The sequence below is a fragment of the Streptomyces sp. NPDC060194 genome, assembly GCF_042728285.1.
In the GTDB taxonomy this organism is placed as follows: domain Bacteria; phylum Actinomycetota; class Actinomycetes; order Streptomycetales; family Streptomycetaceae; genus Streptomyces.
Genome location: NZ_JBHWZH010000005.1, coordinates 38,107 through 64,173 on the forward strand (window position 1 = coordinate 38,107; position 26,067 = coordinate 64,173).

The 26,067-nt window shown below is 74.3% G+C and carries 23 protein-coding genes and 1 riboswitch; of the genes, 10 read left to right on the forward strand and 13 right to left on the reverse strand.

Annotated features, from left to right (window positions below; all coding sequences use genetic code 11):
- Window positions 1-64: 64 nt before the first annotated feature.
- Window positions 65-1,564, forward strand: coding sequence for a D-alanyl-D-alanine carboxypeptidase family protein (locus ACFWEG_RS01995; protein ID WP_387208105.1), 1,500 nt, complete (start codon window positions 65-67; stop codon window positions 1,562-1,564).
- 7 nt (window positions 1,565-1,571) lie between these two features.
- Here ACFWEG_RS01995 and ACFWEG_RS02000 read toward each other — a convergent pair whose 3' ends face one another.
- Window positions 1,572-2,504, reverse strand: a complete 933-nt coding sequence (locus tag ACFWEG_RS02000; protein ID WP_387208107.1) for a YihY/virulence factor BrkB family protein — start codon at window positions 2,502-2,504, stop codon at window positions 1,572-1,574.
- 610 nt (window positions 2,505-3,114) lie between these two features.
- On the opposite strand from ACFWEG_RS02000, the gene ACFWEG_RS02005 reads away from it, so the two are divergent.
- A complete protein-coding gene (locus tag ACFWEG_RS02005; RefSeq protein ID WP_387208109.1) occupies window positions 3,115-4,515 on the forward strand; it encodes an FAD-binding protein in 1,401 nt (466 codons plus the stop codon).
- Between the two features lie 74 nt (window positions 4,516-4,589).
- A complete protein-coding gene (locus ACFWEG_RS02010) occupies window positions 4,590-5,345 on the forward strand; it encodes a decaprenylphospho-beta-D-erythro-pentofuranosid-2-ulose 2-reductase (RefSeq protein WP_387208111.1) in 756 nt (251 codons plus the stop codon).
- Between the two features lie 46 nt (window positions 5,346-5,391).
- Here the strand turns inward: ACFWEG_RS02010 and ACFWEG_RS02015 are convergent, their stop codons facing one another.
- On the reverse strand, window positions 5,392-5,970 hold the full coding sequence (locus tag ACFWEG_RS02015; RefSeq protein ID WP_387208113.1) for a 2'-5' RNA ligase family protein: 579 nt from the start codon (window positions 5,968-5,970) through the stop codon (window positions 5,392-5,394).
- A gap of 164 nt (window positions 5,971-6,134) precedes the next feature.
- Window positions 6,135-7,148 (reverse strand): tryptophan--tRNA ligase, encoded by a 1,014-nt coding sequence (gene trpS / locus ACFWEG_RS02020; RefSeq protein ID WP_387208115.1) that lies wholly within the window; start codon window positions 7,146-7,148, stop codon window positions 6,135-6,137.
- Window positions 7,149-7,350: 202 nt separating this feature from the next.
- Between trpS and ACFWEG_RS02025 the strand changes: the two genes are divergently transcribed.
- The 3 genes from ACFWEG_RS02025 to ACFWEG_RS02035 all read left to right on the forward strand — a co-directional run bounded on the left by ACFWEG_RS02025 (window position 7,351) and on the right by ACFWEG_RS02035 (window position 9,839).
- The gene (locus ACFWEG_RS02025; RefSeq protein ID WP_387208186.1) at window positions 7,351-7,911 is read left to right on the forward strand and encodes an RNA polymerase sigma factor; all 561 of its coding nucleotides are present in this window, start codon (window positions 7,351-7,353) and stop codon (window positions 7,909-7,911) included.
- Between the two features lie 5 nt (window positions 7,912-7,916).
- Window positions 7,917-8,930: a hypothetical protein gene (locus ACFWEG_RS02030; RefSeq protein ID WP_387208117.1), complete on the forward strand. Its 1,014-nt coding sequence runs from the start codon at window positions 7,917-7,919 to the stop codon at window positions 8,928-8,930.
- 165 nt (window positions 8,931-9,095) lie between these two features.
- Window positions 9,096-9,839, forward strand: coding sequence for a hypothetical protein (locus ACFWEG_RS02035; RefSeq protein WP_387208119.1), 744 nt, complete (start codon window positions 9,096-9,098; stop codon window positions 9,837-9,839).
- 98 nt (window positions 9,840-9,937) lie between these two features.
- Here the strand turns inward: ACFWEG_RS02035 and ACFWEG_RS02040 are convergent, their stop codons facing one another.
- Window positions 9,938-11,398 (reverse strand): glycine hydroxymethyltransferase, encoded by a 1,461-nt coding sequence (locus ACFWEG_RS02040; protein WP_387208121.1) that lies wholly within the window; start codon window positions 11,396-11,398, stop codon window positions 9,938-9,940.
- 44 nt (window positions 11,399-11,442) lie between these two features.
- A riboswitch (ZMP/ZTP riboswitch) is annotated at window positions 11,443-11,533 on the reverse strand.
- Between the two features lie 196 nt (window positions 11,534-11,729).
- Between ACFWEG_RS02040 and rocD the strand changes: the two genes are divergently transcribed.
- Window positions 11,730-12,962 carry an ornithine--oxo-acid transaminase gene (rocD, locus tag ACFWEG_RS02045; protein WP_387208123.1) on the forward strand — a complete coding sequence of 411 codons (1,233 nt, stop codon included), beginning with the start codon at window positions 11,730-11,732 and terminating at the stop codon, window positions 12,960-12,962.
- 397 nt (window positions 12,963-13,359) lie between these two features.
- Here rocD and ACFWEG_RS02050 read toward each other — a convergent pair whose 3' ends face one another.
- The 3 genes from ACFWEG_RS02050 to ACFWEG_RS02060 form a co-directional block, all read right to left on the reverse strand.
- Window positions 13,360-14,541 (reverse strand): glutathionylspermidine synthase family protein, encoded by a 1,182-nt coding sequence (locus tag ACFWEG_RS02050; protein WP_387208125.1) that lies wholly within the window; start codon window positions 14,539-14,541, stop codon window positions 13,360-13,362.
- A gap of 46 nt (window positions 14,542-14,587) precedes the next feature.
- Window positions 14,588-15,010 (reverse strand): hypothetical protein, encoded by a 423-nt coding sequence (locus ACFWEG_RS02055; protein WP_387208127.1) that lies wholly within the window; start codon window positions 15,008-15,010, stop codon window positions 14,588-14,590.
- A 200-nt stretch (window positions 15,011-15,210) separates the two neighbouring features.
- On the reverse strand, window positions 15,211-16,890 hold the full coding sequence (locus ACFWEG_RS02060) for a PLP-dependent aminotransferase family protein (protein WP_387208129.1): 1,680 nt from the start codon (window positions 16,888-16,890) through the stop codon (window positions 15,211-15,213).
- Here ACFWEG_RS02060 and ACFWEG_RS02065 point away from each other — a divergent pair.
- Both ACFWEG_RS02065 and ACFWEG_RS02070 read left to right on the forward strand, forming a co-directional pair.
- On the forward strand, window positions 16,889-17,401 hold the full coding sequence (locus tag ACFWEG_RS02065) for a carboxymuconolactone decarboxylase family protein (RefSeq protein WP_387208131.1): 513 nt from the start codon (window positions 16,889-16,891) through the stop codon (window positions 17,399-17,401). The genes ACFWEG_RS02060 and ACFWEG_RS02065 overlap by 2 nt on opposite strands.
- Window positions 17,402-17,533: 132 nt before the next feature.
- Complete coding sequence (locus ACFWEG_RS02070; protein WP_387208133.1) at window positions 17,534-18,307, forward strand: hypothetical protein; 774 nt, start codon at window positions 17,534-17,536, stop codon at window positions 18,305-18,307.
- A gap of 127 nt (window positions 18,308-18,434) precedes the next feature.
- On the opposite strand, the gene ACFWEG_RS02075 is transcribed toward ACFWEG_RS02070, so the two are convergent.
- From ACFWEG_RS02075 to ACFWEG_RS02090, 4 genes are all read right to left on the reverse strand, one after another.
- Complete coding sequence (locus ACFWEG_RS02075; RefSeq protein WP_387208135.1) at window positions 18,435-19,424, reverse strand: malate dehydrogenase; 990 nt, start codon at window positions 19,422-19,424, stop codon at window positions 18,435-18,437.
- Window positions 19,425-19,823: 399 nt separating this feature from the next.
- Window positions 19,824-20,963, reverse strand: coding sequence for a DUF2690 domain-containing protein (locus ACFWEG_RS02080; protein WP_387208137.1), 1,140 nt, complete (start codon window positions 20,961-20,963; stop codon window positions 19,824-19,826).
- Between the two features lie 267 nt (window positions 20,964-21,230).
- The gene (locus ACFWEG_RS02085) at window positions 21,231-21,758 is read right to left on the reverse strand and encodes a DUF3017 domain-containing protein (protein WP_387208139.1); all 528 of its coding nucleotides are present in this window, start codon (window positions 21,756-21,758) and stop codon (window positions 21,231-21,233) included.
- Window positions 21,759-21,778: 20 nt separating this feature from the next.
- Window positions 21,779-22,639: a bifunctional methylenetetrahydrofolate dehydrogenase/methenyltetrahydrofolate cyclohydrolase gene (locus tag ACFWEG_RS02090; protein ID WP_387208141.1), complete on the reverse strand. Its 861-nt coding sequence runs from the start codon at window positions 22,637-22,639 to the stop codon at window positions 21,779-21,781.
- Window positions 22,640-22,910: 271 nt separating this feature from the next.
- Between ACFWEG_RS02090 and ACFWEG_RS02095 the strand changes: the two genes are divergently transcribed.
- On the forward strand, window positions 22,911-23,633 hold the full coding sequence (locus ACFWEG_RS02095; RefSeq protein WP_387208143.1) for an RDD family protein: 723 nt from the start codon (window positions 22,911-22,913) through the stop codon (window positions 23,631-23,633).
- 80 nt (window positions 23,634-23,713) lie between these two features.
- Here ACFWEG_RS02095 and purH read toward each other — a convergent pair whose 3' ends face one another.
- Together purH and purN are read right to left on the reverse strand one after the other, a co-directional pair.
- Window positions 23,714-25,258: a bifunctional phosphoribosylaminoimidazolecarboxamide formyltransferase/IMP cyclohydrolase gene (purH, locus tag ACFWEG_RS02100; protein ID WP_387208145.1), complete on the reverse strand. Its 1,545-nt coding sequence runs from the start codon at window positions 25,256-25,258 to the stop codon at window positions 23,714-23,716.
- The gene (gene purN / locus ACFWEG_RS02105; protein ID WP_387208147.1) at window positions 25,255-25,881 is read right to left on the reverse strand and encodes a phosphoribosylglycinamide formyltransferase; all 627 of its coding nucleotides are present in this window, start codon (window positions 25,879-25,881) and stop codon (window positions 25,255-25,257) included. The genes purH and purN overlap by 4 nt, the downstream gene beginning before the upstream one ends.
- Between the last annotated feature and the right edge of the window lie 186 nt (window positions 25,882-26,067).

The window sequence follows — 26,067 nt, forward strand, 5'->3', positions numbered from 1 at the left end:
CCAAGTATGGACAAGGCCGGTCTCGGCGCAGTCACCACCCTCCGCACCCTGTACTTTCTCGAACATGTCCGCGTTCAGGAAAGCTTTTTCGACGGCCGTCGCCGCCGTTCTCGTCACCGTCCTGGCCGCCCCGGGGGCCCTCGCCGACGAGAAGCCGAAGCCGTCGAAGACGCCCGTCCCGCCCGCCTCCATGTCGACGGTCGGCGGCGAACTCCTCGGGCGGCCGGGCACCCAGGTGTCGCTGGGCGCGGGTGCGCCCGTGCTGCCGAAGGACCTGACGGGGCGCTCCTGGATCGTCGCCGACGCCGAGTCGGGGCAGGTGCTCGCCGCCCACAACGCGCACTGGCGGCTGGCCCCGGCGAGCACCCTGAAGATGCTCTTCGCCGACACCCTGCTGCCGCGCTTCCCCCGGGAGACCGTGCACAAGGTGGCGCCGGAGGACCTGCTCGGCATCGGCGCGGGCAGCAGCATGGTCGGCATCAAGGAGCGCCTCAGCTACACGGTGCACGACCTGTGGCTCGGAGTCTTCCTGAGGTCGGGCAACGACGCCGTGCACGTCCTGTCCGCGATGAACGGCGGCGTCCCGAAAACCGTCCAGGACATGCAGGCGCGCGCCGAGGAACTGCAGGCCCTGGACACCCACGTGAAGTCCCCGGACGGCTACGACGCCAAGGGGCAGGTGTCGAGCGCCTACGACCTGACGCTGTTCGCGCGGTCGGGCCTGCAGAACGCCGACTTCCGGGAGTACGCGGCCACCGCGACGGCGGACTTCCCGGGCGAGATGAAGAAGCCCAAGAAGGGCGACAAGGCCAAGAAGCCCGCCAAGAGGGAGAAGTTCCAGATCCAGAGCACGAACCGGCTGCTCACGGGGGACGCGGGCCTGGAGCCGTACCGGGGCATCGCCGGGGTGAAGAACGGCAACACCACGCACGCGGGCGCGACCTTCACCGGGGTGGCCGAGCGGAACGGCAAGTGGCTGCTGGTGACGGTCATGAACCCCTCGGGCAAGGAGTCGAACGCGGTCTACAAGGAGACCGCGCGGCTGCTCGACTGGGGGTTCGCGGCCGCGGACAAGGTGGCGCCGGTCGGCGAGCTCGTCCCGCCGCGGTCCGTGCCCACCGACGGCGGCGACGCGGGCGGTGTGCAGGCCTCCGCGGGGCCCGGCGCGTCCGCCTCGGCACCGGCGCCCTCCGGAGCCGCGGCGGCTCCCCGGGCGGGCACCAAGGGCGGCCAGGTGGCCGCGGGTGGCTCCGCCGGGGGCATGGGTGTGGCCGTGGCGCTCGCCGGCGGGGTGCTGGTCCTGGTGGCCGCGGCCGTCTTCCTGGTCAACCGCCGCTGGCCCGCCCGGGCGGCGGCGGTGTCCTCGGGGTCGCCTGCGGGCTCGGTGTCGTCGCCCCCCTTGGAGGCGTCCGCGCCCTCGAAGTCGTCGGCACCCTTGAAGGCGTCCGCGCCCTCGGAGTCGTCGGCGTCTTCCAAGTCGTCGGCGTCTTCGAAGGCGGCGCCCCCGGCGGACCCGGCCCCGGAGTCGCCGGCATCCTCCGAGCCGGGCTCCGCGAAGGACTGACGCGCGGCTAGGCCGTGCCCTTCGCGTCGGCGGCGGGTGCGGTCCCGGGGTCCGTCGCCGGATCGGCGTCGGCGTCCTTGCCGCGTTCCGGGGTGGCCGTCCAGGCCGAGCAGAACAGCAGCAGCTTCGCCATGAAGTTGATCCACAGGAGCAGCGCCACGGGCACGCCGAACGCGCCGTACATGCTCTTGCCGGCCACCCCGCTCATGTAGCCGCTGAGCAGCAGCTTCAGCAGCTCGAACCCGACCGCGCCGATGACGGCCGCGGTCAGCAGGTGACGGCGCGTCGGCTCGACCGAGGGCAGCACCTTGAGGATGTAGAGCAGCAGCAGGAAGCCCGCGAGGGCGGCGACCGCCAGCGCGGCGATCCTCAGGAGCACCGCACCCACGCCGTCGTCCGGGATGCCGATCGCGTCGCTGACCGCGCCGACCGCGAGCGAGGCCAGCCCGGAGGCGGCGAACGAGGCGAGACCGGCGGCGCCGAGCCCCAGCAGGATGCCGGCGTCCTTGGCCTTGCGGACGACCGGGTTCTCCTCGGTCCGGTCGTCGAGCTCCTCCAGCTCCCAGACGGCCCGCAGGCACTCGCGCATGGAGCCGATCCAGCCGACGCCCGTGAACAGCAGCAGCGCACCGGCGATCAGCCCGACCGTGCCCGCGTTGGCGACCAGGCTGTCCAGGCCGAGCTGGTCCGAGATGCCGGGCACCTGCTCGGCGAGCTTGTCCTGGAGGTCGTCCAGCTGCTTGTCGCTCAGCAGCGCCGCGCCGATCGCCGCGCCGACCGCGATCAGCGGGAACAGCGCCAGGAAGCTGATGAACGTCATCGCTGCGGCCAGCCGCGTCCAGTGCACCCGGTCCAGGCGCTCGTACGACCGCCAGGCGTGGGTGAGCATCAGCCGCTCCACCAGCGGGCCGATCACGGGGAGTTTCTTCAGCCAGTCCATGTCGGGCTCCTGCCCTGAGTCGTGCGGAACACCAGCGTGCGGGCCCGCCGGGAGCGGGGGACCGCCCAAGGGACCCTGCCCGCTGTCGGCGCGGTTACCTGGTCCCGGCGGAGGAGATCGTTCCGGGGTGATGCGCGGCCCGCCGTCACCGACCGCCGCCTGAGGGCGTACGGGCCTTCACGGGTCCGACCGGGCCGGCGGGGCCCTGGGGCCGCCGCAGCGCGTCCAGGGCCGCCCTGGCGGCGCTCCTGACGCTTCTGAGCGCGGCGAGCGGCCGGCCGTCGGCTGCCCGGGCGGCCGGACGTGCGTCCTGCCGTGCGGACTGCCGTGCGTCCTGCCGTTCCGGCGACGGGCGTCCGTCCGGCGCGCTCCCCAGGTGCGCGCACCGGCGGGCGCGCGCCCGTCCCCGTGCGGACGGGTCCTGCGGACCGCCCGGCGTGTCGCGTGGCTCGCTCATGTCGCCCCCTCGGCTCGGCTGGTACCCCGACTCTCGTCCGACGGCGGTGCGCGACGGCGCTGCAAAGCCGCGAAACACCATCAATCACCCATTTCGGTGAGGCGGCCTGGAGGGTCGCACAACCTTCGCGAAGCGGACGATACGGTCGCCGTCATGCCCGCCCAGACCGAACCCGCCGCGGCGACGCCGCGCCCCGCGCCCGCCGCCGACAGCGCCGTCCGGTCCGTCAGCGGCTGGGGGCGCACGGCGCCCAGCACGGCGTACGTGATCCGCCCGCGGACGTACCAGGAGGCCGCGGACGCCGTCCGCTCCGGCGGGGTGCGCGGCGGCATCCCGCGCGGACTCGGCCGCGCGCACGGCGACGCGGCGCAGAGCGCGGGCGGCTTCGTGCTCGACATGACCGGACTCGACCGGGTGCACACCATCGACGCCGGCCGGGGCGTCGTGGTGTGCGACGCGGGGATCTCCCTGCACCGCCTCCTGGAGGTGCTGCTGCCGCTCGGCTGGTTCGTGCCGGTGCTCCCGGGGACCCGCCACGTGACGGTCGGCGGCGCGATCGCCGCCGACGTCCACGGCGCGAACCACGCCTCCGCCGGGTCGTTCTCCCGGCACGTCGCCGCGTTCGAACTGCTCACGGCCGACGGGCAGGTGCGGTGGGTCGAGCCGGGCACCGACCTCTTCGACGCCACCACCGGCGGCATGGGGCTCACCGGCGTCGTCCTGACCGCCACCCTGAGGCTGCTGCCGGTGAGCACCTCCTTCATGGCGGTGGACACCGAGCGGGCGACGGACCTGGACGACCTGCTGGCCCGCATGACCGCGACGGACCGCCGGCAGCCGTACGCCACCGCCTGGATCGACCTCCTGGCACGCGGTGCGTCGACCGGGCGCGGGGTCCTCACCCGCGCCGACCACGCCCCCTTGGAGGCGCTCCCGCCCCGCGCGCGCCGGTCGCCCCTGGCGTTTCGCCCGGCCGTGCTCCCCGCGGCGCCGCGCTTCGTCCCCGAACGGCTCGCCGGCCGCACCACCGCCGGCCTGGCCAACGAGCTGCGCTACCGCACCGCGCCCCGCTCGCGCACCGGCGAGATCCGCCGCGCGTCGGCCTTCTTCCACCCCCTCGACGGGGTGCCGCACTGGAACCGCGTCTACGGCCGCGGCGGGTTCGTGCAGTACCAGTTCGTCGTGGGGCACGGCCATGAGGAGACGCTGCGCAACGTCGTGCGGCGCGTCTCCCGGCGGGGCTGCCCGTCGTTCCTGGCCGTCCTCAGGCGGTTCGGGGAGGGCGGTCCGGGGTGGCTGTCGTTCCCGGTGCCCGGCTGGTCGCTGGCGCTGGACGTCCCGGCGAGGCTGCCGGGCCTCGGGGCCTTCCTGGACGAGCTGGACGAGGAGGTGGCGGCGGCCGGCGGGCGGGTCTGTCCGGCGAAGGACGCCCGGCTGCGGCCGGAGGCGCTCGCGGGCATGTACCCGCGGCTGGCGGACTTCCGCGCGCTCCGCGCGGACCTCGACCCGCACGGCGTCTTCCGCTCCGACCTCTCGCGCCGGCTCGGGCTCTGACCGCGGCCCCTCGAGGACGCCCGGCCGCACTCCGCCCGAAACCCGTACCCCACCGCCCGCAAAGGAGACCTCCCGTGAAGGACGCGTTCGGCGCTCCGCAGTCCCTGCTCGTCCTCGGCGGCACCTCGGAGATCGCCCTGGCGACCGCCCGCCGGCTCGTCGCCCGCCGCACCCGCACGGTCTGGCTCGCCGCCCGCCCCTCCCCCGCCCTCGACGCCGCGGCGGACGGGCTGCGCGCCCTGGGAGCCGAGGTGCGCACCCTGGAGTTCGACGCGCTCGCGCCCGACACCCACGAGGAGGTCCTCGGCAAGGCGTTCACCGAGGGCGACATCGACATGGTGCTGCTCGCCTTCGGGGTGCTCGGCGACCAGGAGCACGACGAGTGCGACCCGATGTCCGCCGTGCGCGTCGCGCAGACCAACTACACCGGCGCCGTGTCGGCGGGCCTGATCTGCGCCGGCGCCCTGCAGGGCCAGGGCCACGGAGCCCTGGTGGTGCTCTCCTCGGTGGCCGGGGAACGGGTGAGGCGCTCGGACTTCATCTACGGCTCCAGCAAGGCCGGCCTCGACGCCTTCACCCAGGGCCTCGGGGACGCGCTGCACGGCTCCGGGGTGCACGTCATGGTGGTCCGGCCGGGATTCGTCCGCACGAGGATGACCGCGGGCCGCGACGAGGCCCCGCTGGCGACCACCCCCGAGGCCGTCGCGGAGGCGGTCGAGCGGGGGCTGCGCCGGCGGGCGGAGACGGTGTGGGTGCCCGGGGCGCTGCGGGTCGTGATGGCGGGCCTGAGGCACGTCCCCAGGCCGGTGTTCCGGCGGCTGCCGCTCTGAGGGACGCCACGGGGCCCCTTCGGAGGGCCGGTGGTACGGGGGCGGCTCAGCTCGTCGGCAGCGTGCCGCGGGTGCGGGGCGGGGCGGACTGCGGCGGGACGGCGCCGCCGAAGCGGTAGGTGTGCAGCGTCCGCCAGACGCCGTCGGGGCCCTGCTCGTAGAGCGCGAACCCGGTGCACGCCCAGGCGGCCTCGTACTCGGCCAGCTCGGCGTAGGCGCGGTCCATGGCCTCCTCGGCGATGCCGTGGGCCACGGTGACGTGCGGGTGGTAGGGGAACTGCAGCTCCCGGGCGACCGGCCCGGAGCCGTCCCGCACCTGCTTCTGCAGCCAGGTGCACTCGGCGGCGCCCTCGACGACCTGCACGAAGACCACCGGCGACAGCGGCCGGAACGTGCCCGTCCCGGACAGCCGCAGCGGGAAGGGGCGCCCCGCGGCGGCGACCTCCGCGAGGTGGCGCTCGACGGCCGGCACGTCCTCCGCGCGGGCCTCGGTCGGCGGCAGCAGGGTGATGTGCGTGGGGATGCCGTGCGCGGCCGGGTCCCCGAAGCCCATGCGCCGCCGCTGAAGCAGGCTGCCGTGTGGCTCCGGGACCGCGATCGAAACGCCGAGCGTTACGGTCCCCACGTCGTTCTCCTCCGTCGTGTCCGTCGTCCGAGGCCGTCGTCCCTGTCGCGCCGGCCGGTGAAACGGGTTCCTCCAGTGTGCCGGGAGCGCGGGGCGACCGGCGAGGGCCCTTGGTCCGTACCTCGCCGCCCGGCGCTCGGGGCGCCGGGCGGAACGGGGGCCCTTCAGTGCTTGGCGGGCAGGAAACCGACCCTGTCGTACGCCTGCGCGAGGGTCTCGGCGGCCACCGCGCGGGCCTTGTCCGCACCCTCGGCCAGGATCGAGTCCAGCGTCTCCGGGTCACCCATGTATTCCTCGGTGCGCTCCCTGAAGGGCATGACGAAGTCCACCATGACCTCGGCGAGGTCGGTCTTGAGCGCACCGTAGCCCTTGCCCGCGTACCGCTGCTCCAGTTCCGCGATACCCGCACCGGTGAGCGCGGAGAAGATCGTCAGGAGGTTGCTGACGCCGGGCTTCTGCGCCGCGTCGAAGCGCACCTCGCCCTCGGTGTCGGTCACCGCGCTCTTGATCTTCTTGGCCGTGACCTTGGGGTCGTCGAGCAGGCTGACCAGGCCCTTGGGGCTGGACGCGGACTTGCTCATCTTGATCGTCGGGTCCTGGAGGTCGTAGATCTTGGCGACCTCCTTGACGATGTGCGGCTGCGGCACGACGAAGGTCTCGCCGAGCCGGCCGTTGAACCGCGTCGCGAGGTCGCGGGTGAGCTCCACGTGCTGCCGCTGGTCCTCGCCGACGGGGACGTGCGTGGCCTGGTAGAGCAGGATGTCGGCGACCTGCAGGACCGGGTACGTGAACAGGCCGACGGTGGTGCGGTCGGCGCCCTGCTTCGCGGACTTGTCCTTGAACTGGGTCATCCGCGACGCCTCGCCGAACCCGGTCATGCAGTTCATGATCCAGCCGAGCTGGGCGTGCTCCGGGACGTGGCTCTGCACGAACAGGGTGCACCGCTGGGGGTCGAGCCCCGCGGCCAGGAGCTGCGCGGCCGCGAACCGGGTGTTCGAGCGGAGCGCGGCGGGGTCCTGCGGGACGGTGATCGCGTGCAGGTCGACCACCATGTAGAAGGCGTCGTGGGTGTCCTGCAGGGCGACGTACTGCCGGATCGCGCCGAGGTAGTTCCCGAGGTGGAACGAGCCTGCGGTGGGCTGGATGCCGGAGAGCGCACGGGGTCGGTCAGAGGCCATGCGCACATTGTCTCAGGTGCGACGACCCCGGACGGAACCGATCGGGCGCGGGCGGTGTATCAACCGTGTGAGGACACTGGAGGGGGCCGGAAAAGGGGGGACGGTCGCGGGCATCATCGCGGGCGAGGACGCCGCCGCGGCCGCCGAGGCCGAGGCGATCACGCGGGTGCGGGCCGGGGAGGCCGAGGCGTACGCGGCGTTGATGCGCGCCCACACCGCGGTCGCGCTCCGGGTCGCGGTCGCCCTCGGCGCCGGGTCCGACGCCGAGGACGTGGTGCAGTGCGCGTTCATCAAGGCGTACCAGGCGCTGGGCGGCTTCCGCGCCGGCGAGCGGTTCCGTCCCTGGCTGCTGCGGATCGTGGCCAACGAGGCGAGGAACGCGGTGCGCGCGGCCCAGCGGCAGCGCTCGGCCCTCGGCCGCGAGGCGGGGACGCTGGAGGCCGAGCCGCTGATACCGGAGGCGGTGGACCCGGAGCTGGAAGCCCTGCGCCGGGAGCGGTGGTCGGCGCTGTCGGCCGCGCTCGGCGCGCTGAGCGAGGAGCACCGGCTGGTCGTGACCTACCGCTACCTCCTGGAGATGGACGAGCCGGAGACCGCCGCGGCCCTGGGCTGTCCGCGGGGCACGGTGAAGTCCCGGCTGAGCAGAGCGCTCAGGCAGCTCCAGCGGCTGCTGCGGGAGGCGGAGGCGGGCCCGGGGGCGGCGTCGGAACCGGGGTCGGCGTCGGGACATCGGTCGGCATCGGAAGGGGGCGGAGGGAGGTGAGGGACGTGGGAGCGGACGACGAGCGGCCGGCGGGCGAGCGGTCCGGCGGTGCGGTGCCGGACGGCTCCGGGCCGGGCGGGCTGGAGGCGGAGCTGCGCGAGCTGGGGCGCGGGCTCAGGGTGCCGCAGGTCAGCGGGGAGACGATGGCCGAGCGGGTGCTGGCGCAGATCATCGCCGACGGGGTCCGGGTCGAGGAGCCCACGGCCCGGGACGAGGCCGGCTCCGGCGCCCGGCGGCGCGCCCGGGCGGGCGTGCGGCCCCGGGCGGGCGTGCGGCCCCGGGCGGGCGCGCGGCCCCGCGCGCCCCGGCGGCCACCGACCTGGTCGGACCGGCTGCGGGCCCGGCGCAAGGCGCTGGCCACCGCCCTGTGCGGGCTGCTCACCGTGCTGGCGCTCACCCCGCCGGTCCGGGCGGCCGTCGTCGACTGGTTCGACTTCGGCGGGGTCGAGGTGCGCTACGACCCCACGGTCCCGGCCCCGGGTGCGGCGGTCGTGCCCGGCTGCGGGGAGCCGGTGCCGCTGCCCGAGGCCGAACGGCTGGCCGGGTTCCGGCCGGCGGTGCCCGAGAGCGAGCTCGGGGCCCCGGACGCGGTGTCGGTGTCCGGGGAGGAGGGGCGCCGGGTGGTCAGCCTCTGCTGGCGGTCGGGGTCCGGCGGCGTCGCGGGGGCGGTGCGGCTCGACCAGTTCGAGGCGTGGCTCGACCCGGCCTTCGGGAAGGTGTCGTCCGCGCGGCCCGAGTGGGTGCCGCTGGGTACGGGCAGCGGGCTGTGGTTCGCGGAGCCGCACCGGCTGGAGATCCCGCTGCGGGACCCCGCGGGCCGCACCTGGGTGACGGAGCACCGCACGGCCGGGCCGACGCTGCTGTGGGTCCACGGCCGGGGGCTGACCCTGCGGCTGGAGGGGATCGGATCGGTCGGCGAGGCGATCCGCGTTGCCGACGCGGCGGAGGACGCGGCGGAGGACGGGGCGGACTCGACCACGGCGGCCCCGGCGGAGTCCGCCCGGAGAAGTCCGCCGTGAAGGGGAACCCCTCGCCCTCGGGCGGTGTACCAGGAGTGACCGGCGCGGAGGGCCGCGGCGGCGGACCTGGCAGGGGGAGCGATGCGGATGTCATGGCGAACGGAAGGGACCTGTCGCGGCGGGCGGGGGCCGAGCGGGGGCCGGGGCCGCCGACCGCGGTCGGCGATGCGGACGTGGTGGGCGCGGGCCCTGCGGGGCCCCGCCGCGCTCCTGGGGGCGCTGGCGATACTCCTGGCCCTCGGCCCCTCCGCGGCGGCCGGCGGACCGACCAGCGTGCTCCTGGTCCAGCCGGGCAGCACGGAGGCGGTCGCGCTCTACTACTCGCACGAGGACTACGAGCGCCTGCGGGAGCTGCTCGGGGAGGCCGAGGGTGATCGCGGGGAGCGACCGCTCATGCCGGAGAGCGGTGTCGGGGCCGGCGACGCCCGGGTGATCAACGCGACCTGGCTCCTCCACGACGTGCAGCCCTGGCGGGTGGACCGCATCCACGCCTCCCCGAGGAAGGGGCAGCCGGTGTGGATCCACTCGGCCACCGGCTGGAAGGACGACGCGCTCGACATCAGCCAGGGCTACTGGCACCAGGCGGACCGGCCCGACGAGCTCAGGACCCTGCTGAGCGAGCTGGGCGTGATGGGGCTCCCCTCGGCCGACGGAGGCAACGCGGTGCCGTGGCCGAGGGCCGACTCCGCGGCCCCCTCGGCCACCGGGGACGGCGGGGCGGGCGATCCGTCCGAGCGGGCCGAACCGGTCGCGGCGGCCGGGGCCGGCGCCACCACCGGATGGTGGTGGGCCGGACCGGGGCTCGTGGTCGGCGCGGCGGCCGCGCTGCTGATCCGGTCCGGTCACCGGATCCCCTGGCCCCGCCGGACCAGGGAGCCGGGCCCGCGTCAGCAGGTGCTGGACCTGTGAGCGGGGCCGCCGCCCGGGAGCCCGGCCCGCGCGCACCCCGCCGGAGCGCGCGTCGTCGGAGCGCACCCCGCCGGAGCGCGCGCCGCGGCCGCCGCGGTTCAGCTCAGGTCGATGCCCGGGTAGAGCGGGAAGCCGTCGAGGAGGTCGGCCGCCCGGCGGGAGACCTCGTCGGCGATCTTCGGGTCGAGGACGTGCTGGGCCTTGGACGGGGCGCCCTTGGCGGTGGTGCCGGGGCGGGTCTCCCGCAGGACCCGGTCGATCAGCGCGGCCGTCTCGTCGAGCTGCTCGGGACCGAAGCCGCGGGTGGTGAGGGCGGGGGTGCCGATGCGGATCCCGGAGGTGTACCAGGCGCCGTTCGGGTCGGCGGGGACGGCGTTGCGGTTGGTGACGATGCCGGAGTCGAGCAGGGCCGCCTCGGCCTGGCGGCCGGTGAGGCCGTAGGAGGCGGCGACGTCGATCAGGGAGAGGTGGTTGTCGGTACCGCCGGTGACGAGGGTGGCGCCCCGCCGGATCAGCCCCTCGGCCAGCGCCCGGGAGTTGTCCACCACCCGCTGGGCGTAGTCCCGGAAGTCGGGGCGGCGGGCCTCGGCGAAGGCGACGGCCTTGGCGGCCATCACGTGCGGCAGCGGTCCGCCGAGCACCATCGGGCAGCCGCGGTCGACCTGCTCGGCCAGCGAGTCGTCGCAGAGGACCGCGCCGCCGCGCGGGCCGCGCAGCGACTTGTGGGTGGTCGTGGTGACGATCTGGGCGTGCGGGACCGGGTCGAAGTCGCCGGTGAAGACCTTGCCGGCGACCAGGCCCGCGAAGTGCGCCATGTCGACGAGGAGCGTCGCGCCGACCTCGTCGGCGATCTCCCGCATCAGCCGGAAGTTCACCTTGCGGGGGTAGGCGGAGTACCCGGCGACCAGGATGAGCGGCTTGAACTCGCGGGCGGTGGCGCGCAGGGCGTCGTAGTCGACGAGGCCGGTGGCGGGGTCGGTGCCGTAGCTGGCCTGGTGGAACATCTTGCCGCTGATGTTGGGGCGGAAGCCGTGGGTGAGGTGGCCGCCGGCGTCGAGGGACATGCCGAGCATCCGCTGGTTGCCGAGGTCGGAGCGGAGCTGCGCCCAGTCGGCCTCGGACAGGTCGTTGACCTGGCGGGCGCCCGCCTTCGCCAGGGCGGGGGCCTCGACCCGGGCGGCGAGTACGGACCAGAAGGCGACCAGGTTGGCGTCGATGCCGGAGTGCGGCTGGACGTAGGCGTGGGAGGCGCCGAAGAGGTCGCGGGCGTGCTCGGAGGCGAGGGACTCGACGGTGTCGACGTTGGCGCAGCCGGCGTAGAAGCGGCGGCCGACCGTGCCCTCGGCGTACTTGTCGGAGAACCAGTTGCCCATCGTGAGCAGCACGGCCGGGGAGGCGTAGTTCTCGCTGGCGATGAGCTTGAGGGAGGCGCGCTGGTCGGCGAGCTCCTGGCCGATCGCGTCGGCGACGCGCGGCTCGACGCCCCGGATCACGTCCAGGGCGCTGCGGAAGGAGGTGGAAGCGGTGGTGGCGGAAGCGGCTGCGGGGTCGGGCGACATGGTGTCCTCCGGGGGCGATCCGACGTGGGTCTGCGGTTCGGTTCCCGGAGTGCCCAGGCGGTCGGCACGTCCTGCGGTCCTGCGCGCACGGCTCCCTCGCGGTCGATTCCGCGTGCGCCAGTCACCGTGCGTGGGAACAGACTAGCGGGGTGCCGGTCGGCGTGCCGGGGAGAAGCGGTCGCCGCGGGCGCGAGCGGCGCGGGCGACGGGCCGGTCGGCGAGGTTTCCCCGCCCGGCCGGCTGCGCGACGATACGAAGGGACCCCACCCTCGGTCCCAGGCCGCGCCCGCCCCGGCTCGGTGCGGCTCCCCCCGCGTGAACGGAGACCCCGTTGACCCACAGCGAAGCCACCCCAGGAAGCCCCACCCGGCAGGCGATCGCCGACGCCGAGGCGCACAGCGCGCACAACTACCACCCGCTCCCCGTCGTGGTCGCCTCCGCCGAGGGGGCGTGGATGACGGACGTCGAGGGCCGCCGCTACCTCGACCTGCTGGCCGGCTACTCGGCCCTCAACTTCGGCCACCGCAACCGGCGCCTGATCGACGCCGCCCGGGACCAGCTGGAGCGGGTGACGCTCACCTCGCGTGCGTTCCATCACGAGCGGTTCGCGGAGTTCTGCGCCGAGCTGGCGGCGCTCTGCGGCAAGGAGATGGTCCTCCCCATGAACACGGGGGCGGAGGCCGTGGAGACCGCCGTGAAGACCGCCCGCAAGTGGGGCTACCGGGTGAAGGGAGTGCCCGACGGCCGGGCGAAGATCGTCGTCGCGGGCGACAACTTCCACGGCCGGACGACGACGATCGTCAGCTTCTCCACCGACCACGAGGCGCGCGCGGACTTCGGCCCGTACACCCCCGGCTTCGAGATCGTCCCGTACGGCGATCTGACGGCCATGGAGGCGGCGCTGACCGCGAACACGGTCGCGGTGCTGATCGAGCCGATCCAGGGCGAGGCGGGTGTGCTCGTCCCGCCGGCCGGCTATCTCGCGGGGGTCAGGGAGCTGACCCGTGAGCGCGGGGTGCTGCTGATCGCCGACGAGATCCAGTCGGGGCTCGGCCGGACCGGAAGAACCTTCGCCTGCGAGCACGAGGACGTGGTGCCGGACGTCTACCTGCTGGGCAAGGCGCTCGGCGGCGGGGTCGTCCCGGTGTCCGCGGTGGTGGCGGACCGTTCGGTCCTCGGTGTGTTCCGGCCGGGCGAGCACGGTTCGACGTTCGGCGGGAACCCGCTCGCCTGCGCGGTGGCGCTCGAGGTGATCGCGATGCTGCGGACCGGGGAGTTCCAGGTGCGGGCGGCGGAGTTGGGCGACCACCTCCACCGCGAGCTGGGGGTCCTCGTGGGGCAGGGGGCCGTCACCGCCGTCCGGGGCCGGGGGCTGTGGGCGGGGGTGGACGTGGACCCGTCGCTGGGCACCGGCCGGGAGGTCTCCGAGCGGCTGATGGCCCGGGGCGTCCTCGCCAAGGACACCCACGGCTCGACGATCCGGTTCGCCCCGCCGCTGGTGATCAGCAAGGAGGACCTGGACTGGGGCCTGGCCCGGTTCCGGGAGGTGCTCGACGCGGGCTGACCGCGACGACCCAGGGGTGCGGGGCGCACCGTCGCACCGGCTCCGCACCCCGCGCGCCGTGCGCCCGCCCCGCGGCGTGCGATGCGAGCCGGGCGCCCCGGACCGAGCCGTCCTCGCCGCACCCGCCCCGTGCGGCGCACCACCCGCACCGTGCGGCGCGCGCCCCGCCCCGCGACGGCGCCCGTCCCACCCCGCGCCGTGCGACGCGCAGCCGGGCGCCCCGGACCGAGCCGTCCTCGCCGCACCCGCCCCGTGCGGCGCGCGCCCCGCCCCGCGCGGCGCCCGGCCCCCCGCCCCGCGCCGTGCGACGCGCAGCCGGCCGCCCCGGGCCGGGCCACCCGCGCCGCGCGCCGTAGCGCCCCGCACTCCGTCCCGCCCGCCGCCCGCACCGGCCCCCTCAGAGGATCACGTGCGGCAGGAACCTCGCGTACTCGTCCGTCACCAGCCCCGCCGACTCCCGGATGCCGAGCCCCGCCGCCTCGTCCTCGACGACCCAGGCGCCGAGCACGACCCGGTTGCCGTCGAAGTCGGGCAGCGGGGCGAACTCCTGGTAGCACAGCGGCCCTTCGGCGACCGCGACCTCCGGACCGCCCGCCTGGTGGACGCTCACGCCCGCCCCCTCGCGCCCGAGGAGCGGCTTGGCGACGTACGCCGCCATGTCCCGCGGACCGTCCAGGTAGGCGGGCAGGAGGTTCGGGTGGCCCGGGTAGAGCTCCCAGAGGATCGCGAGCAGCGCCTTGTTGGAGAGGAGCATCTTCCACATCGGCTCGATCCACAGGGTCGAGCCGGTGCCGCCGCCGTTGTCGAGGGTGTCCAGGACGTGCGGGCCGAAGCGGTCGGTGGTCAGCCACTCCCAGGGGTACAGCTTGAAGCAGCTCCGCATGAACTTCAGCCGTTTGTCGACGAATCGGCGGGACATCCGGTCCCAGCCGATCTCCTGCATGGCGATCTGCTCGGTCTCCAGACCGGCCTGCTCGGCCGTCTCCCGCAGGTAGGCGACGGTCATCAGGTCCTCGCCGAGCTTGTCCGCGGCGGAGTGCGCGAAGTACAGCGGAGAGCCCGGCGGCAGCAGCTTCGCCTGCTTCCGCCAGGCGTCCACGAGGCGTTCGTGGAGCGAGTTCCACTGGTCGGCGCCCGGGAAGCGCTCCTCCATCCAGAACCACTGCGGGCTCGCCGCCTCGACCAGCGAGGTCGGGGTGTCGGCGTTGTACTCCAGGAGCTTCGCCGGACCGCCCCGGCCGTCGTACCGGAGGTCGAACCGGCCGTAAACGGACGGGAGTTCGGCCCGGCGCTCCCACGCCTCCGCCACGAGCTCGGCCACCCTGGGATCGGTGATGCCGAGGTCCGCGAACCGGTCCTCGGCGACGATGTGCCCGGCGGCGGCCAGGCACATCGCGTGCAGCTCCTCGACGACCTCCTCCAGCGCCTCGACCTCGGGCAGCGAGAAGACGTAGTACGCGCTCTCGTCCCAGTACGGGCGCAGCACGTCGTCCGGGTAGCGGGTCAGCGGGTAGATCAGACCCTGCTCCTCGACGGTCTGCTGCCAGCCGTCGCGGGGCTGTATGGTGCGGCGCTCCATGGCGGTGATGTCCTCGGGTGGTGGGTGGGCCGTGGGCGGGGCCGCGTCAGCCGCCGGAGGAGCCGTCGTCGTCGTCGCCGAACCCGTCGCGGTCGACGGCGTCCTTGTCGAACGAGCCGTCCTTGACCCAGCCGCCGGACTCCTTGCCGCCGTAGTACCACTCGGCGTCGCCGGAGCCGGAGCGGGAGCCCGCGCCGACCGCCTTGCGCTTCTTCTTCTTGCTCTTGCCGGAGGAGCCGCAGTCGTCCGAGGAGACGACCTTGTAGCCACGGGCGGCGTCGTAGCTGTCCTCGTCGACGCAGCGCTTGTCCGGCTCCGAGCCGCAGGCCGTCAGCGCGGTGGCGAGCAGGCCCACCCCGCCGAGCACGACCGTGCCGGACCGCAGCCGGCGGCCCGCCGTCCGGCTCCGCTCCGGGCGCTCCGCCGCCTGCTCCCGATCCCGTGCCGTCGCAGCCTCTGTCGCCGCCATGTCGTCGCCTCTCCCCCGTCGTGTCCGCACCGGACGTGCGAACGGTCCCGTGTCCGCGATGGATGCCCAGCGTAGGTACCGACGCGTGCGGACGCCGCATCGGCTCCCTACCCCGCGCGAATTGCGCCATGACAACCCGGCGTTTCACGCCTTTCGTCAGTGGAAGTCCCGTTCGGGGACGGCCGGTCGGCCGCGGGTCGTCACTCCAGCGCTCGGCACAGCGCGTCCAGCGCACCCGGCCAGGCGTGGTCCGGCGGCGTGCCGTAGCCGACCACCAGACCCTCCCCCGGGCGGCCGGGCGCGTCCCCGACCGGATCCGACGCACCCGTCGGGTGGCGGAACCGGGAGAGGCCGTGGACCGTCAGCCCCTGCCAGGCCGCGGCCCGCAGTGCCGCCTGCTCGGCGCCCGGCGGGAGGCCGAGCACGGCGTGCAGCCCGGCGGCGATGCCGGTGACCCGGACGTGGGGCGCGCGCGCGGCGAGCGCGGCGACCAGCTGGTCGCGGCGGCGCCGGTACCGCAGCCGCATCCCCCGCACGTGCCGGTCGTACGCGCCGGACTCGACGAACCGGGCCAGCGTCAGCTGCTCCAGCGCGCTGCCGCTCCAGTCGACCTGCCCCTTCACCGCGAGCACCTCCCCCGTCAGCGCCTCCGGCAGGACGAGCCAGCCGATCCGCAGGCCTGGCGCGAGGGACTTGCTCACCGTGCCGAGCAGGACGACGTGGTCCGGGTCGAGGCCCTGCAGCGCGCCCACCGGCTGCCGGTCGTAGCGGAACTCGCCGTCGTAGTCGTCCTCCAGGACGACTCCGCCGGTCCGGCGCGCCCAGTCGGTGACGGCGGCCCGCCGGTCGGGGTGGAGCGGGGTGCCGGTCGGGAACTGGTGGGCGGGGGTGAGGAGCACGGCGCCCTGCCGGCCGAGACCGTCCGCGCAGGTGCCGAGCCGGTCGGAGCCGAGCGCGGTCGTGCGCAGATCGGCGTCGTGAAGCAGGTCCCAGTGGATGTCGAGCCCGTACGCCTCCACGGCGACCTCCCGGACCCGCCGCCTGCGCAGCACCCCGGCCATCAGGGACAGGCCGTGGACGAAGCCCGCGCAGACGACGATCCGCTCGGGGTCGGCGTGCACGCCCCGGGCCCGGGCCAGGTAGTCGGCCAGCGCGGCCCGCAGCTCCGGCCGGCCGCGCGGGTCGCCGTAGCCGAACGCCTCGCTGGGCGCGGCGGTCAGCGCGGCGCGGGCCGCCTTCAGCCAGGCGGCCCGCGGGAAGTGCGAGGTGTCGGGGCGCCCCGGCGTCAGGTCGTACGTCGCCGACCCGGCGCGCCTCGGCTGTGCGGGAGCGGACCGCGGCGCGCGGGCCCGGGCCGCACCCCGGCCGGCCGGGGGACGCCCGACCACGGCACGGCCCGCCGGGGCGACACCCCCACGAGCCCCCGTCGCGCCCCCATCCGCCGGGAAACGACCCGCCCGCGTCGCACCCGCACCCGCACCCGCACCCGCACCCGCACCCGCACCCGCCGGGGAACGACCAGCCCCTGCCACGCGCCCACCCCCCGCGGTACGCCCCGCCGCCGGCCCCCGCTCCGCCACCCGCGTGCCCGACCCCTGCCGCGCGGTCAGCCACCCTTCCGCGACCAGGTCCGCGTACGCGTCCGCCACCGTGTTGCGCGCGATCCCGAGGTCCGCGGCGAGCTGCCGGGACGACGGCAGCCGGCTGCCCGGCGCGAGGCGCCCCCCGCGCACCGCCTCCCGCAGCGCCCGTGTCAGCCCCTCGCGCAGACCACCGCTCCGCGGCAGCTCCAGGTGCAGGTCGGCTCCGAAAGTGGCCCGGTCATCCGTCACGGAAATGGACCATACCCCTGCGCCACCCTGACCATAGGGTCGAGTCATGACCGACACCGCGAACACCCCGGCCCGTACCGACCTCAACCCCGAGCACACCCCCCGGATCTCCTGGGCCGAGCAGGCCCCCGAGGTCTACCGCGCGATGGTCCGCCTCGACTCCGCCGCGGCCAAGGGCCTGGACCCGGTCCTCTTCGAACTGGTCAAGATCCGCGCCTCGCAGCTCAACCACTGCGCCTTCTGCCTCGACATGCACACCAAGGACGCGCTGGCCGCCGGCGAGTCGGTCGAGCGGATCCTCCAGCTCGCCGCCTGGGAGGAGTCGCGGCACTTCTACACCGCGAAGGAGATCGCCGCGATCGAGCTGACCGAGGCCGTCACCGTCCTCACCGACGGCTTCGTCCCCGACGAGGTCTACGCCCGCGTCGCCCCCCACTTCGACGACAAGGAACTGGCCCACCTGATCGCCGCGATCGTCGCCATCAACTCCTGGAACCGCTTCGCCGTCACCACCCGCATGGTCCCCGGCCACTACACCCCGGGCGACTTCGCGCACTGACGCCGCGCACGGAACGGCCGGAACGCACCGGTACCGGCCGTTCCGTTTCTGTTGCGGCGGTGTGACGCATACACGGAGGTTTCGCGGTCACCCGATCACCACTGATCACGGAGCGAATGGGGAGGACCGGAGATGCGGAGCACGTCGGCACGGTGGGTCATGGCGGCGACGGCGACGGTCATGGCGACCGCACTGAGCGCCTGCGGCTCGGACGGGGGCTCCGGGAACGGGCTGGCCGACCAGAGCGCGCAGCAGATCTCCGACAAGTCGGAGAAGGCGTTCAAGGAGGCGAAGTCCGTCCACATGAAGATGGACGGCGCGGCCGTCGGCGGGCAGGGCGGCAGCGGGAAGATCGACCTGCACCTCGATCGCGAGGGCAACTGCAAGGGCACGATCAGCCAGGGTGAGCAGGGCACGGTCGAGCTGGTCAAGCAGGGCGACAAGGTGTGGATGAAGCCGGACGCCGCGTTCTGGCGGACGCAGGTCCCCGGCAAGGGCGGGGAGGCGGCGGCCGAGACGTTCAAGGGCCGCTACATCTACGGCTCGACGTCCGACCAGATGCTCAAGGGGATGGCCGAGACCTGCGACCTGGGGCAGCTGCAGACGGAGCTCACCAAGGACGACGACTCCGACGTCAAGCTGAAGAAGGGCGAGGAGACGGACGTCGCCGGCACGTCCGCCATCCCGCTCAGCGGCAGGAAGGACGGCGCCACCCAGACGGTCTACGTCTCCACCGACGGCAAGCCGTACCCGCTGAAGATCACCTCGGAGGGCGGCGCCGACAGCGGCAACGTGACGTTCGAGAAGTACGACGAGCCGGTCCCGTCCGACACCCCGTCCAAGAACGAGTCGATCGACGTGGCCAAGCTGCAGCAGGAGATGGGCGCGGGCGCGAGCAGCGCGTGACGCCCCCGCGCGGTCGCCGACCGCGCGCACGACACCGCCCCGGAGGCCCGCGAAGGCTTCCGGGGCGGGAGTCTGCGAGGGGCCCGGCGGACGCAGTCCGCGGGCCCCGGTCAGGGCGGTCAGCGCCTCAGATCAGGCCCAGCTCACGCACCGCGTCGCGCTCCTCGACCAGCTCCGCCACCGACGCGTCGATGCGCGCACGGGAGAACTCGTTGATGTCGAGGCCCTGGACGATCTCGTACGAGCCGTTCTTCGTGGTGACGGGGAAGGACGAGATGAGGCCCTCGGGGACGCCGTAGGAGCCGTCCGACGGGATGCCCATGGAGGTCCAGTCGCCGTCCGCGGTGCCGTTGACCCAGGTGTGCACGTGGTCGATGGCGGCGTTGGCGGCCGAGGCCGCGGAGGACGCGCCGCGGGCCTCGATGATCGCCGCGCCGCGCTTGGCGACGGTCGGGATGAAGGTGTCGGCCAGCCACTGCTCGTCGTTCACGGTCTCGGCGGCGTTCTTGCCGGCGACCTCGGCGTGGAAGATGTCGGGGTACTGGGTGGCCGAGTGGTTGCCCCAGATGGTCAGGCGGCGGATCTCGGAGACCGGGACGCCGGTCTTCTTCGACAGCTGCGAGATCGCGCGGTTGTGGTCCAGGCGGGTCATCGCGGTGAAGCGCTCCGCGGGGACGTCCGGGGCGGCCGACTGCGCGATGAGCGCGTTGGTGTTGGCCGGGTTGCCGACGACGAGGACCTTGATGTCGTCCGCGGCGTGGTCGTTGATCGCCTTGCCCTGCGGCTTGAAGATGCCGCCGTTCGCCGAGAGCAGGTCGCCTCGCTCCATGCCCTTGGTGCGGGGGCGGGCGCCGACGAGCAGCGCGACGTTGGCGCCGTCGAAGCCCACGTTCGGGTCGTCGGTGATGTCGATGCCCTGGAGCAGCGGGAAGGCGGAGTCGTCGAGCTCCATCGCGGTGCCCTCGGCGGCCTTGAGGCCCTGCGGGATCTCCAGGAGGCGGAGCCTGACCGGCACGTCCGCGCCGAGCAGGTGACCGGAGGCGATGCGGAAGAGCAGCGCGTAGCCGATCTGGCCGGCCGCGCCGGTGACGGTGACATTCACGGGAGTGCGGGTCATGGCGATCTCCGTAAGACAGCTGGCGGTTGGGGGGTCCCTGCCCCTGGTTACGGATCTCGCTCATCGCCGTCGATGATCGATCTCTCGGCGTCAAGAGAGATCCGGCGTCAGGCTATCGCGCCCCGGACGTCCCGGAGAGCCGGGTCGCTGTGGCCGCGGCCACATCCCCCGGGCCGCGCTCCGAGGCGCCGTCAGGAACGGGCCCGGAAAAGGGGGACGGCCGCCCGCTCAGGAGGGGGAGCGCGGGCGGCCGTCACAGGGGGGTGGGGTGTCACCGCTCCCATGGGGGGATGTCGAGCGCCTGCCCCCTGCGGGGGCGGGCAATCCCCGCTGCGGGGGAAAATCTCGGCGGGACCGGGCGGGGGGACCCGGCCCCGGCCGCGAACGGGCCGGCCGACGTTACTCGGTGCAGCCCTTCTCGCCCGTCCCGAGCGTCGCGCACGCCTTCGCGTCCTCGGCGCTCTTCACGGGCACCATGCGGGTGTAGGTGTCGCCGTCCTCGTCGACCGTGCCGGTCTCCTTGGCCTTGCCGCCCGAGCTGATCTCCACGGTGTCCTCGGCGGTGGCGAACTGGATGCGGGCCCAGGCGGCCCCGCACTTCTCGCTGTACCGCACCTGCACGGAGGCGCCGCCGACCTTGACCGCCGCGGCGGAGGCCGCGTTGGTGCCGCCGCAGCCCATGTCGTCGGGGTCCTTGCCCTCGCAGCTCGCGCCGACGCACTTGACGCCCTCGGGCAGCTCGGCGGCGGAGGTGGCCGCGGACCTGGTCGGCGTCGTCCTGGCGACCGGCTCCTTGCCGTCGTCGTCGCCCGTGAGGTCGAGGAACATCACGGCGGCGGCGATGACCAGGAGGGCGCCCACCAGGCCGGCGAGGAACAGCGTGGCCCGCTTGCGGCCGCCGCCCTTCTGCTGCGGGCCGCGGCCCGCGGGCCCCGCCGGGCCGCCGCGCCGGGCGTCCGGCACCCCGCGGGGCGCGGAGGACGGCCGTCCGCCCGGGCCCTGGTACCCGCCGGCCCCGCCGGGCCCCGCCGTCCGCGGGGGCACCGCGGGCCAGCCGGACGACGTGGCCGGGCCGGCCGGCGAGCCGGTCGGCGCCGAGGTGGCCGAGGACGCCGAGGCCGGGTACGGCGACGGCGCGGGCCGGTCGGCGACCCGCCCGGCCGCGGCGCCCCGGCCCCGGGACGGGGCCTGCGCCGGACCGAACTCGCCGAGCGCGGCACGCGCCTGGGAGATCCGGATGGCCTCCATCGTCATGTCGTGGCGCATCTCCGAGCGCGACCAGGCGCGCTCGGCGAGTTCCCACATGGTGTTGAGGTGGTTCGGATTGGTGCCGGTGACCTCCGCGAGCGCCGCGATCGCGCCCTTGGGCGCGAGCAGCCGCCCGTTCAGATAGCGCTCCCAGGACGTCTTGCTGTACCCGGTGCGGTCCGACACCGCGGCGACGCTCAGTCCGCTGCGGTCCACGAGCCGCCGCAGCTGGCTCGTGAACTCGCGTACCTGCGGATCGAGCTCCTCCGGTAGCGCCCTCCAACGAGGCATTGCTTCCCCCTACTCCCCCGTGCGTGCCTGACTGACCCCGCCTGCGCCCGCTGCTCGGTCGGCGTTCCGGTTCTCCGGGCCACTGTGCAGGATGCGCCGGACCAGGTTCGCAGTTCCCTCGTTTCCGGCGCGGATGCGCGTTCGGGCCACGGGCGAGCACCGTCGCACGCCACGTGGTTCGGAGTCCAGTGTCCCATCTGCGCACCGCCCGCACGTACGCAATCCCAGGTCGCGGGGCGATAACGGAAGTCTGGAGAAGCGGTGCGGCTACGTGATGGTGAAGTGGAGCGTGTCCTCCAGGAAGGGCACTTTCAGGACCGGGTCGGGCTGGAGCATCAGTGCGAGCAGCACGATCGCCAGGCCCATCACGCCGTACGTCACCAGGTCCGTGAAGCGCGAGCGGACCGCGAGCATGCCGACCCGCGGGAGGGTCCAGCGGAGCACCGCCCCGATGAGCAGCGCGATGCCGATGACCAGCGTGCCCTGGCGGAACGCGCCGAGCGCGGTGGTGAGCAGCCCCGCCCCGGTCGTGCACAGCACGACGAGGAGCGGCCACTGCCGGGCCGGCGCGGGCGCGTCGGCCGAGGCGGCCCGGCCGCCGCCCTCGGGGCGGGCGGTGTCGCGGGTGACCTGCGGGAAGCGGCGGGAGGTGCGGACGGGCCCGTCGGGGCCCGGCGCGCTCACCGCGCCGGGCGCGAGCGCCTCGCCGTCGGGCGCCGTGACCACGTCGGGCTCCGACTCCGCGTGCGCGCCGGTCCGTGCGCCGGTCCCGCCGGCCCCATCGGCGTCTGTCATCTCGCCGTCCGCCTTCCGGTTCAGCTCGCCGCGACGGCGCGCTCGGCCGCCTCGACGACGTTCACGAGCAGCTGCGCGCGGGTCATCGGGCCCACGCCGCCGGGGTTGGGCGCGCGCCAGCCGGCGACCTCGTTCACGCCCGGGTGGACGTCGCCGAGGATCTTCCCGTGCTCGTCGCGCGAGACGCCGACGTCGAGGACGGCCGCGCCCGGCTTGACGTCCTCGGGCTTGATCAGGTGCGGGACGCCCGCCGCGGCGACGATGACGTCCGCCCGCCGCAGGTGGGAGGAGAGGTCGCGGGTGCCGGTGTGGCACTGCGTCACCGTGGCGTTCTCCGACTTGCGGGTCAGCAGCAGCGGCATCGGGCGGCCGATGGTGGTGCCGCGGCCGACGACGACGACCTCCGCGCCCGCGAGCTGCACACCGTGCCGGCGGAGCAGCGTGATGATGCCGTTCGGGGTGCACGGCAGCGGGCCGGGGATGCCGAGGACGAGCCGGCCGAGGTTCGTCGGGTGCAGCCCGTCGGCGTCCTTGTCCGGGTCCATCAGCTCCAGGATGCGGTTCTCGTCGATGCCCTTGGGCAGCGGCAGCTGGACGATGTAACCGGTGCACGCCGGGTCCGCGTTGAGCTCGCGGACGACGGCCTCGATCTCCTCCTGCGTGGCGGTCGCGGGCAGTTCGCGCTGGATCGAGGCGATGCCGACCTCGGCGCAGTCGCGGTGCTTGCCGGCCACGTACTTCTGGCTCCCGGCGTCCTCGCCGACCAGGACGGTGCCGAGGCCGGGTGCGATCCCCCGGTCCTTGAGGGCCGCCACGCGGGCGGTCAGTTCGGACTTGATCGCGGCAGCGGCCGCCTTGCCGTCGAGAATCTGGGCAGTCATGGCCCCATCTTCCCGGACGCACCGCGCCCGCTGCCAATCCGGTCCCTCGGGATCCGCCGCGATGATCGGGAAGGTTGCACTTGCACAACACCTTCGTCGCCCGGCTGGACAACGGACCGCTCCGGCCAGAACGATGGGGCCGTCACATGTGCCGCGGGCAGTGCCGGGGGGACGCTCCGCTTGAACCAGGCCCTGCCACGCGCGGGGACCGTGTTCTCCGCATTCCTCCGCGCGGGCCGCGCCGTCCCCGCTCCCACGGAGGAAACCCGCCATGAGCTTCGGCGACCCGAAGGACCCCTACGGCCCCCCGCCCGGCCAGCAGCCGCAGGGCGGCCAGCCCGGCTACGGGCAGCCCGGCGGCCAGCCCGGCTACGGCTACCCCCAGCAGGCCCCCCAGGGCGTCCCGCCGCAGCAGGGCTACGGCTACCCGCAGGACCAGCAGCAGGGGTACGGCTACCCGCAGCAGGGCCAGCAGCCCGGCTACGGCATCCCGTCGGCCCCGCCGGTCGGCGCCCCGTACGGCGGCGGCTACCCGGGCGGCTACCCCGGCGGCCGCCCGGAGCTCGCCCACTGGGGCCTGCGCGTCGGCGGCTACTTCATCGACATGCTGATCATCCTGATACCGATGTACGCGCTCCTCTTCGCCGGCGGCGCGATGGCGTCGAGCTCCGTCGACCCGCAGACGGGCCAGGTGGAGTCGGCCGGCTTCGGCGTCGTCGCGCTGCTCGGCGTCCTCTACGCGTTCGGCATGGGCATCTTCCTGATCTACCAGGAGGGCAGCAGCGGCCAGACGTGGGGCAAGAAGGCCGTCGGCATCCAGCTGCTGCGCGAGTCCGACGGCTCGACGCTCGGCTTCGGGATGGCCTTCGTGCGCAAGCTGGCGCACGTCCTCGACAGCTTCGCCTGCTACCTCGGCTGGCTGTGGCCGCTCTGGGACGACAAGAAGCAGACCTTCGCCGACAAGGTGTGCAGCACCGTCGTCGTCAAGAAGTGACCCGGCGCGGGTCCGCCCCGCGCACCGCGAGGGCCGCGTCCCGCCTGCACCCGCAGGGGGACGCGGCCCTCGCCCGTGTCTCAGTGGAAGAAGTGCCGGGTGCCGGTGAAGTACATCGTCACGCCGGCCTGCCGCGCCGCCTCGACGACCTGCTCGTCGCGGACCGAACCGCCGGGCTGCACGACCGCCTTGACGCCCGCCGCCGTCAGCACCTCCAGGCCGTCGGGGAAGGGGAAGAACGCGTCGGAGGCCGCGTAGGAGCCGGCCGCGCGCTCGGCGCCCGCCCGCTCGACCGCGAGCTTCGCGGAGTCGACCCGGTTGACCTGCCCCATGCCGACACCGACGGACGCGCCGTCCTTGGCGAGCAGGATCGCGTTGGACTTCACCGCGCGGCTCGCCCGCCAGGCGAAGGCCAGCTCCTTCAGCTCGGCGGGGCTCAGCGCCTCGCCGGTCGCGAGCGTCCACGTCGACTCGTCGTCGCCCGCCGCCTGCAGCCGGTCGGCGGCCTGGAGGAGCGCCCCGCCGTCGATCTGCTTGACCTCCAGGGCGGCCGCGGGGGCCTCCGCGCAGCGCAGGACGCGGATGTTCTTCTTGCGCGCCAGGACCTCGACCGCGCCGTCCTCGTAGCCGGGGGCCACGATGACCTCGGTGAAGATCTCCGCGACCTGCTCGGCCAGCTCCACCGTCACCGGGCGGTTGACGGCGATCACGCCGCCGAACGCCGAGACCGGGTCGCAGGCGTGCGCCTTGCGGTGCGCCTCGGCGACGTCCGCGCCGATCGCGATCCCGCACGGGTTCGCGTGCTTGATGATCGCCACGCACGGGTCGGCGTGGTCGTACGCGGCACGGCGGGCGGCGTCCGTGTCCGTGTAGTTGTTGTACGACATCTCCTTGCCGTGCAGCTGCTCGGCGGCGGCGAGACCGCCTGTCCCGTCCGTGTACAGCGCCGCGCCCTGGTGCGGGTTCTCGCCGTAGCGCAGGACGTTGGAGCGCGCGTAGGTCGAGCCGATGAAGTCGGGGAACGCCTCGCCGTCGCCCGCGTAGTCGCCCGCGAACCAGGACGCGACCGCGACGTCGTAGGAGGCCGTGTGCTGGAACGCCTCGGCCGCGAGGCGCTTGCGGGCGGTGAGGTCGAAGCCGCCGTCGCGGACCGCGTCGAGGACGTCGGCGTACCGGGCGGGGTCGGTGACCACGGCGACCGAGGGGTGGTTCTTGGCGGCGGCGCGGACCATCGACGGGCCGCCGATGTCGATCTGCTCGACGCACTCGTCGTCGGACGCGCCGGAGGCGACGGTCTGCTTGAACGGGTACAGGTTCACCACGACCAGGTTGAACGGCTCGACGCCGAGCTCGGCGAGCTGCTCGCGGTGGGCGTCCAGGCGCAGGTCGGCGAGGATGCCGGCGTGGACGCGCGGGTGGAGGGTCTTGACCCGGCCGTCGAGGCACTCGGGGAACCCGGTCAGCTCCTCCACCGGCGTCACGGGGACCCCGGCCGCGGCGATCCGCCCGGCGGTCGAACCGGTCGAGACCAGCTCGACGCCCGCCTCGTGCAGCCCGCGCGCGAGCTCCTCCAGGCCGGTCTTGTCGTACACGCTGATGAGCGCGCGGCGAACAGGGAGCTTCACGGGATACGTACCTTTCGTCCCTCAATGCGGTAGCCGTTACGGGCGAGACGCCCCACGACGTCGACGAGCAACTCGCGCTCGACTTCCTTGATGCGCTCGTGGAGAGCGGCACCTTCGTCTTCCTCGTCCTCGTCCCGGACCTCGACCACGCCCTGGGCGATGATCGGGCCGGTGTCGACGCCGTTGTCGACGAAGTGGACGGTGCACCCCGTGACCCGCACACCGTGCGCGAGCGCGTCGCGTACGCCGTGGGCCCCGGGAAAACTGGGCAGCAGGGCCGGGTGGGTGTTCACGAAGCGGTTCTCGAAGCGGTCCGTGAACGCCTTACCGACGATCTTCATGAAGCCGGCGGAGACGACGAGGTCGGGCTCGTACGCGGCGACCCGCGCGGTCAGCTCCGCGTCCCACTCCTCGCGGGTCGCGTGGTCCCTCACCCGGGTGACGAACGTCGGCAGCCCGGCCCGCTCGGCGCGCTCGAGACCCGCGATGCCGGAACGGTCCGCGCCGACGGCGACGATCTCCACCCCGTACCCCGGATCGGCGGCGACGCGGTCGATCAGCGCCTGGAGGTTCGTCCCGGAACCGGACACCAGCACGACGACGCGCTTGGCGCTGTTGGCCACGGCGGGGCCCTTTCTCGCGGAAACACTCGCCACCCGACGGCGGCTTCGTACGGTCGTACGAACGCTTCCGCCCCTCGGACACGGGGGACCCTACGAAGCGGACGACCGCCCGCAACGATACCGGCACCTCATCCGGCCCCCACGAGGTGCCCGTCCGCGGGTGCGAGGAGGGGCGACACCACGGAA

What these genes read in the sequence shown, in the direction of transcription:
- ACFWEG_RS01995 (WP_387208105.1), top strand. Translation starts at nt 65, where the DNA reads ATGTCCGCGTTCAGGAAAGCTTTTTCGACGGCCGTCGCCGCCGTTCTC.
- ACFWEG_RS02000 (WP_387208107.1), bottom strand. Translation starts at nt 2,504, where the DNA reads ATGGACTGGCTGAAGAAACTCCCCGTGATCGGCCCGCTGGTGGAGCGG.
- ACFWEG_RS02005 (WP_387208109.1), top strand. Translation starts at nt 3,115, where the DNA reads ATGCCCGCCCAGACCGAACCCGCCGCGGCGACGCCGCGCCCCGCGCCC.
- trpS (WP_387208115.1), bottom strand. Translation starts at nt 7,148, where the DNA reads ATGGCCTCTGACCGACCCCGTGCGCTCTCCGGCATCCAGCCCACCGCA.
- ACFWEG_RS02025 (WP_387208186.1), top strand. Translation starts at nt 7,351, where the DNA reads ATGCGCGCCCACACCGCGGTCGCGCTCCGGGTCGCGGTCGCCCTCGGC.
- ACFWEG_RS02035 (WP_387208119.1), top strand. Translation starts at nt 9,096, where the DNA reads ATGCGGACGTGGTGGGCGCGGGCCCTGCGGGGCCCCGCCGCGCTCCTG.
- ACFWEG_RS02040 (WP_387208121.1), bottom strand. Translation starts at nt 11,398, where the DNA reads ATGTCGCCCGACCCCGCAGCCGCTTCCGCCACCACCGCTTCCACCTCC.
- ACFWEG_RS02050 (WP_387208125.1), bottom strand. Translation starts at nt 14,541, where the DNA reads ATGGAGCGCCGCACCATACAGCCCCGCGACGGCTGGCAGCAGACCGTC.
- ACFWEG_RS02055 (WP_387208127.1), bottom strand. Translation starts at nt 15,010, where the DNA reads ATGGCGGCGACAGAGGCTGCGACGGCACGGGATCGGGAGCAGGCGGCG.
- ACFWEG_RS02065 (WP_387208131.1), top strand. Translation starts at nt 16,889, where the DNA reads ATGACCGACACCGCGAACACCCCGGCCCGTACCGACCTCAACCCCGAG.
- ACFWEG_RS02060 (WP_387208129.1), bottom strand. Translation starts at nt 16,890, where the DNA reads ATGACTCGACCCTATGGTCAGGGTGGCGCAGGGGTATGGTCCATTTCC.
- ACFWEG_RS02070 (WP_387208133.1), top strand. Translation starts at nt 17,534, where the DNA reads ATGCGGAGCACGTCGGCACGGTGGGTCATGGCGGCGACGGCGACGGTC.
- ACFWEG_RS02075 (WP_387208135.1), bottom strand. Translation starts at nt 19,424, where the DNA reads ATGACCCGCACTCCCGTGAATGTCACCGTCACCGGCGCGGCCGGCCAG.
- ACFWEG_RS02080 (WP_387208137.1), bottom strand. Translation starts at nt 20,963, where the DNA reads ATGCCTCGTTGGAGGGCGCTACCGGAGGAGCTCGATCCGCAGGTACGC.
- ACFWEG_RS02085 (WP_387208139.1), bottom strand. Translation starts at nt 21,758, where the DNA reads ATGACAGACGCCGATGGGGCCGGCGGGACCGGCGCACGGACCGGCGCG.
- ACFWEG_RS02090 (WP_387208141.1), bottom strand. Translation starts at nt 22,639, where the DNA reads ATGACTGCCCAGATTCTCGACGGCAAGGCGGCCGCTGCCGCGATCAAG.
- ACFWEG_RS02095 (WP_387208143.1), top strand. Translation starts at nt 22,911, where the DNA reads ATGAGCTTCGGCGACCCGAAGGACCCCTACGGCCCCCCGCCCGGCCAG.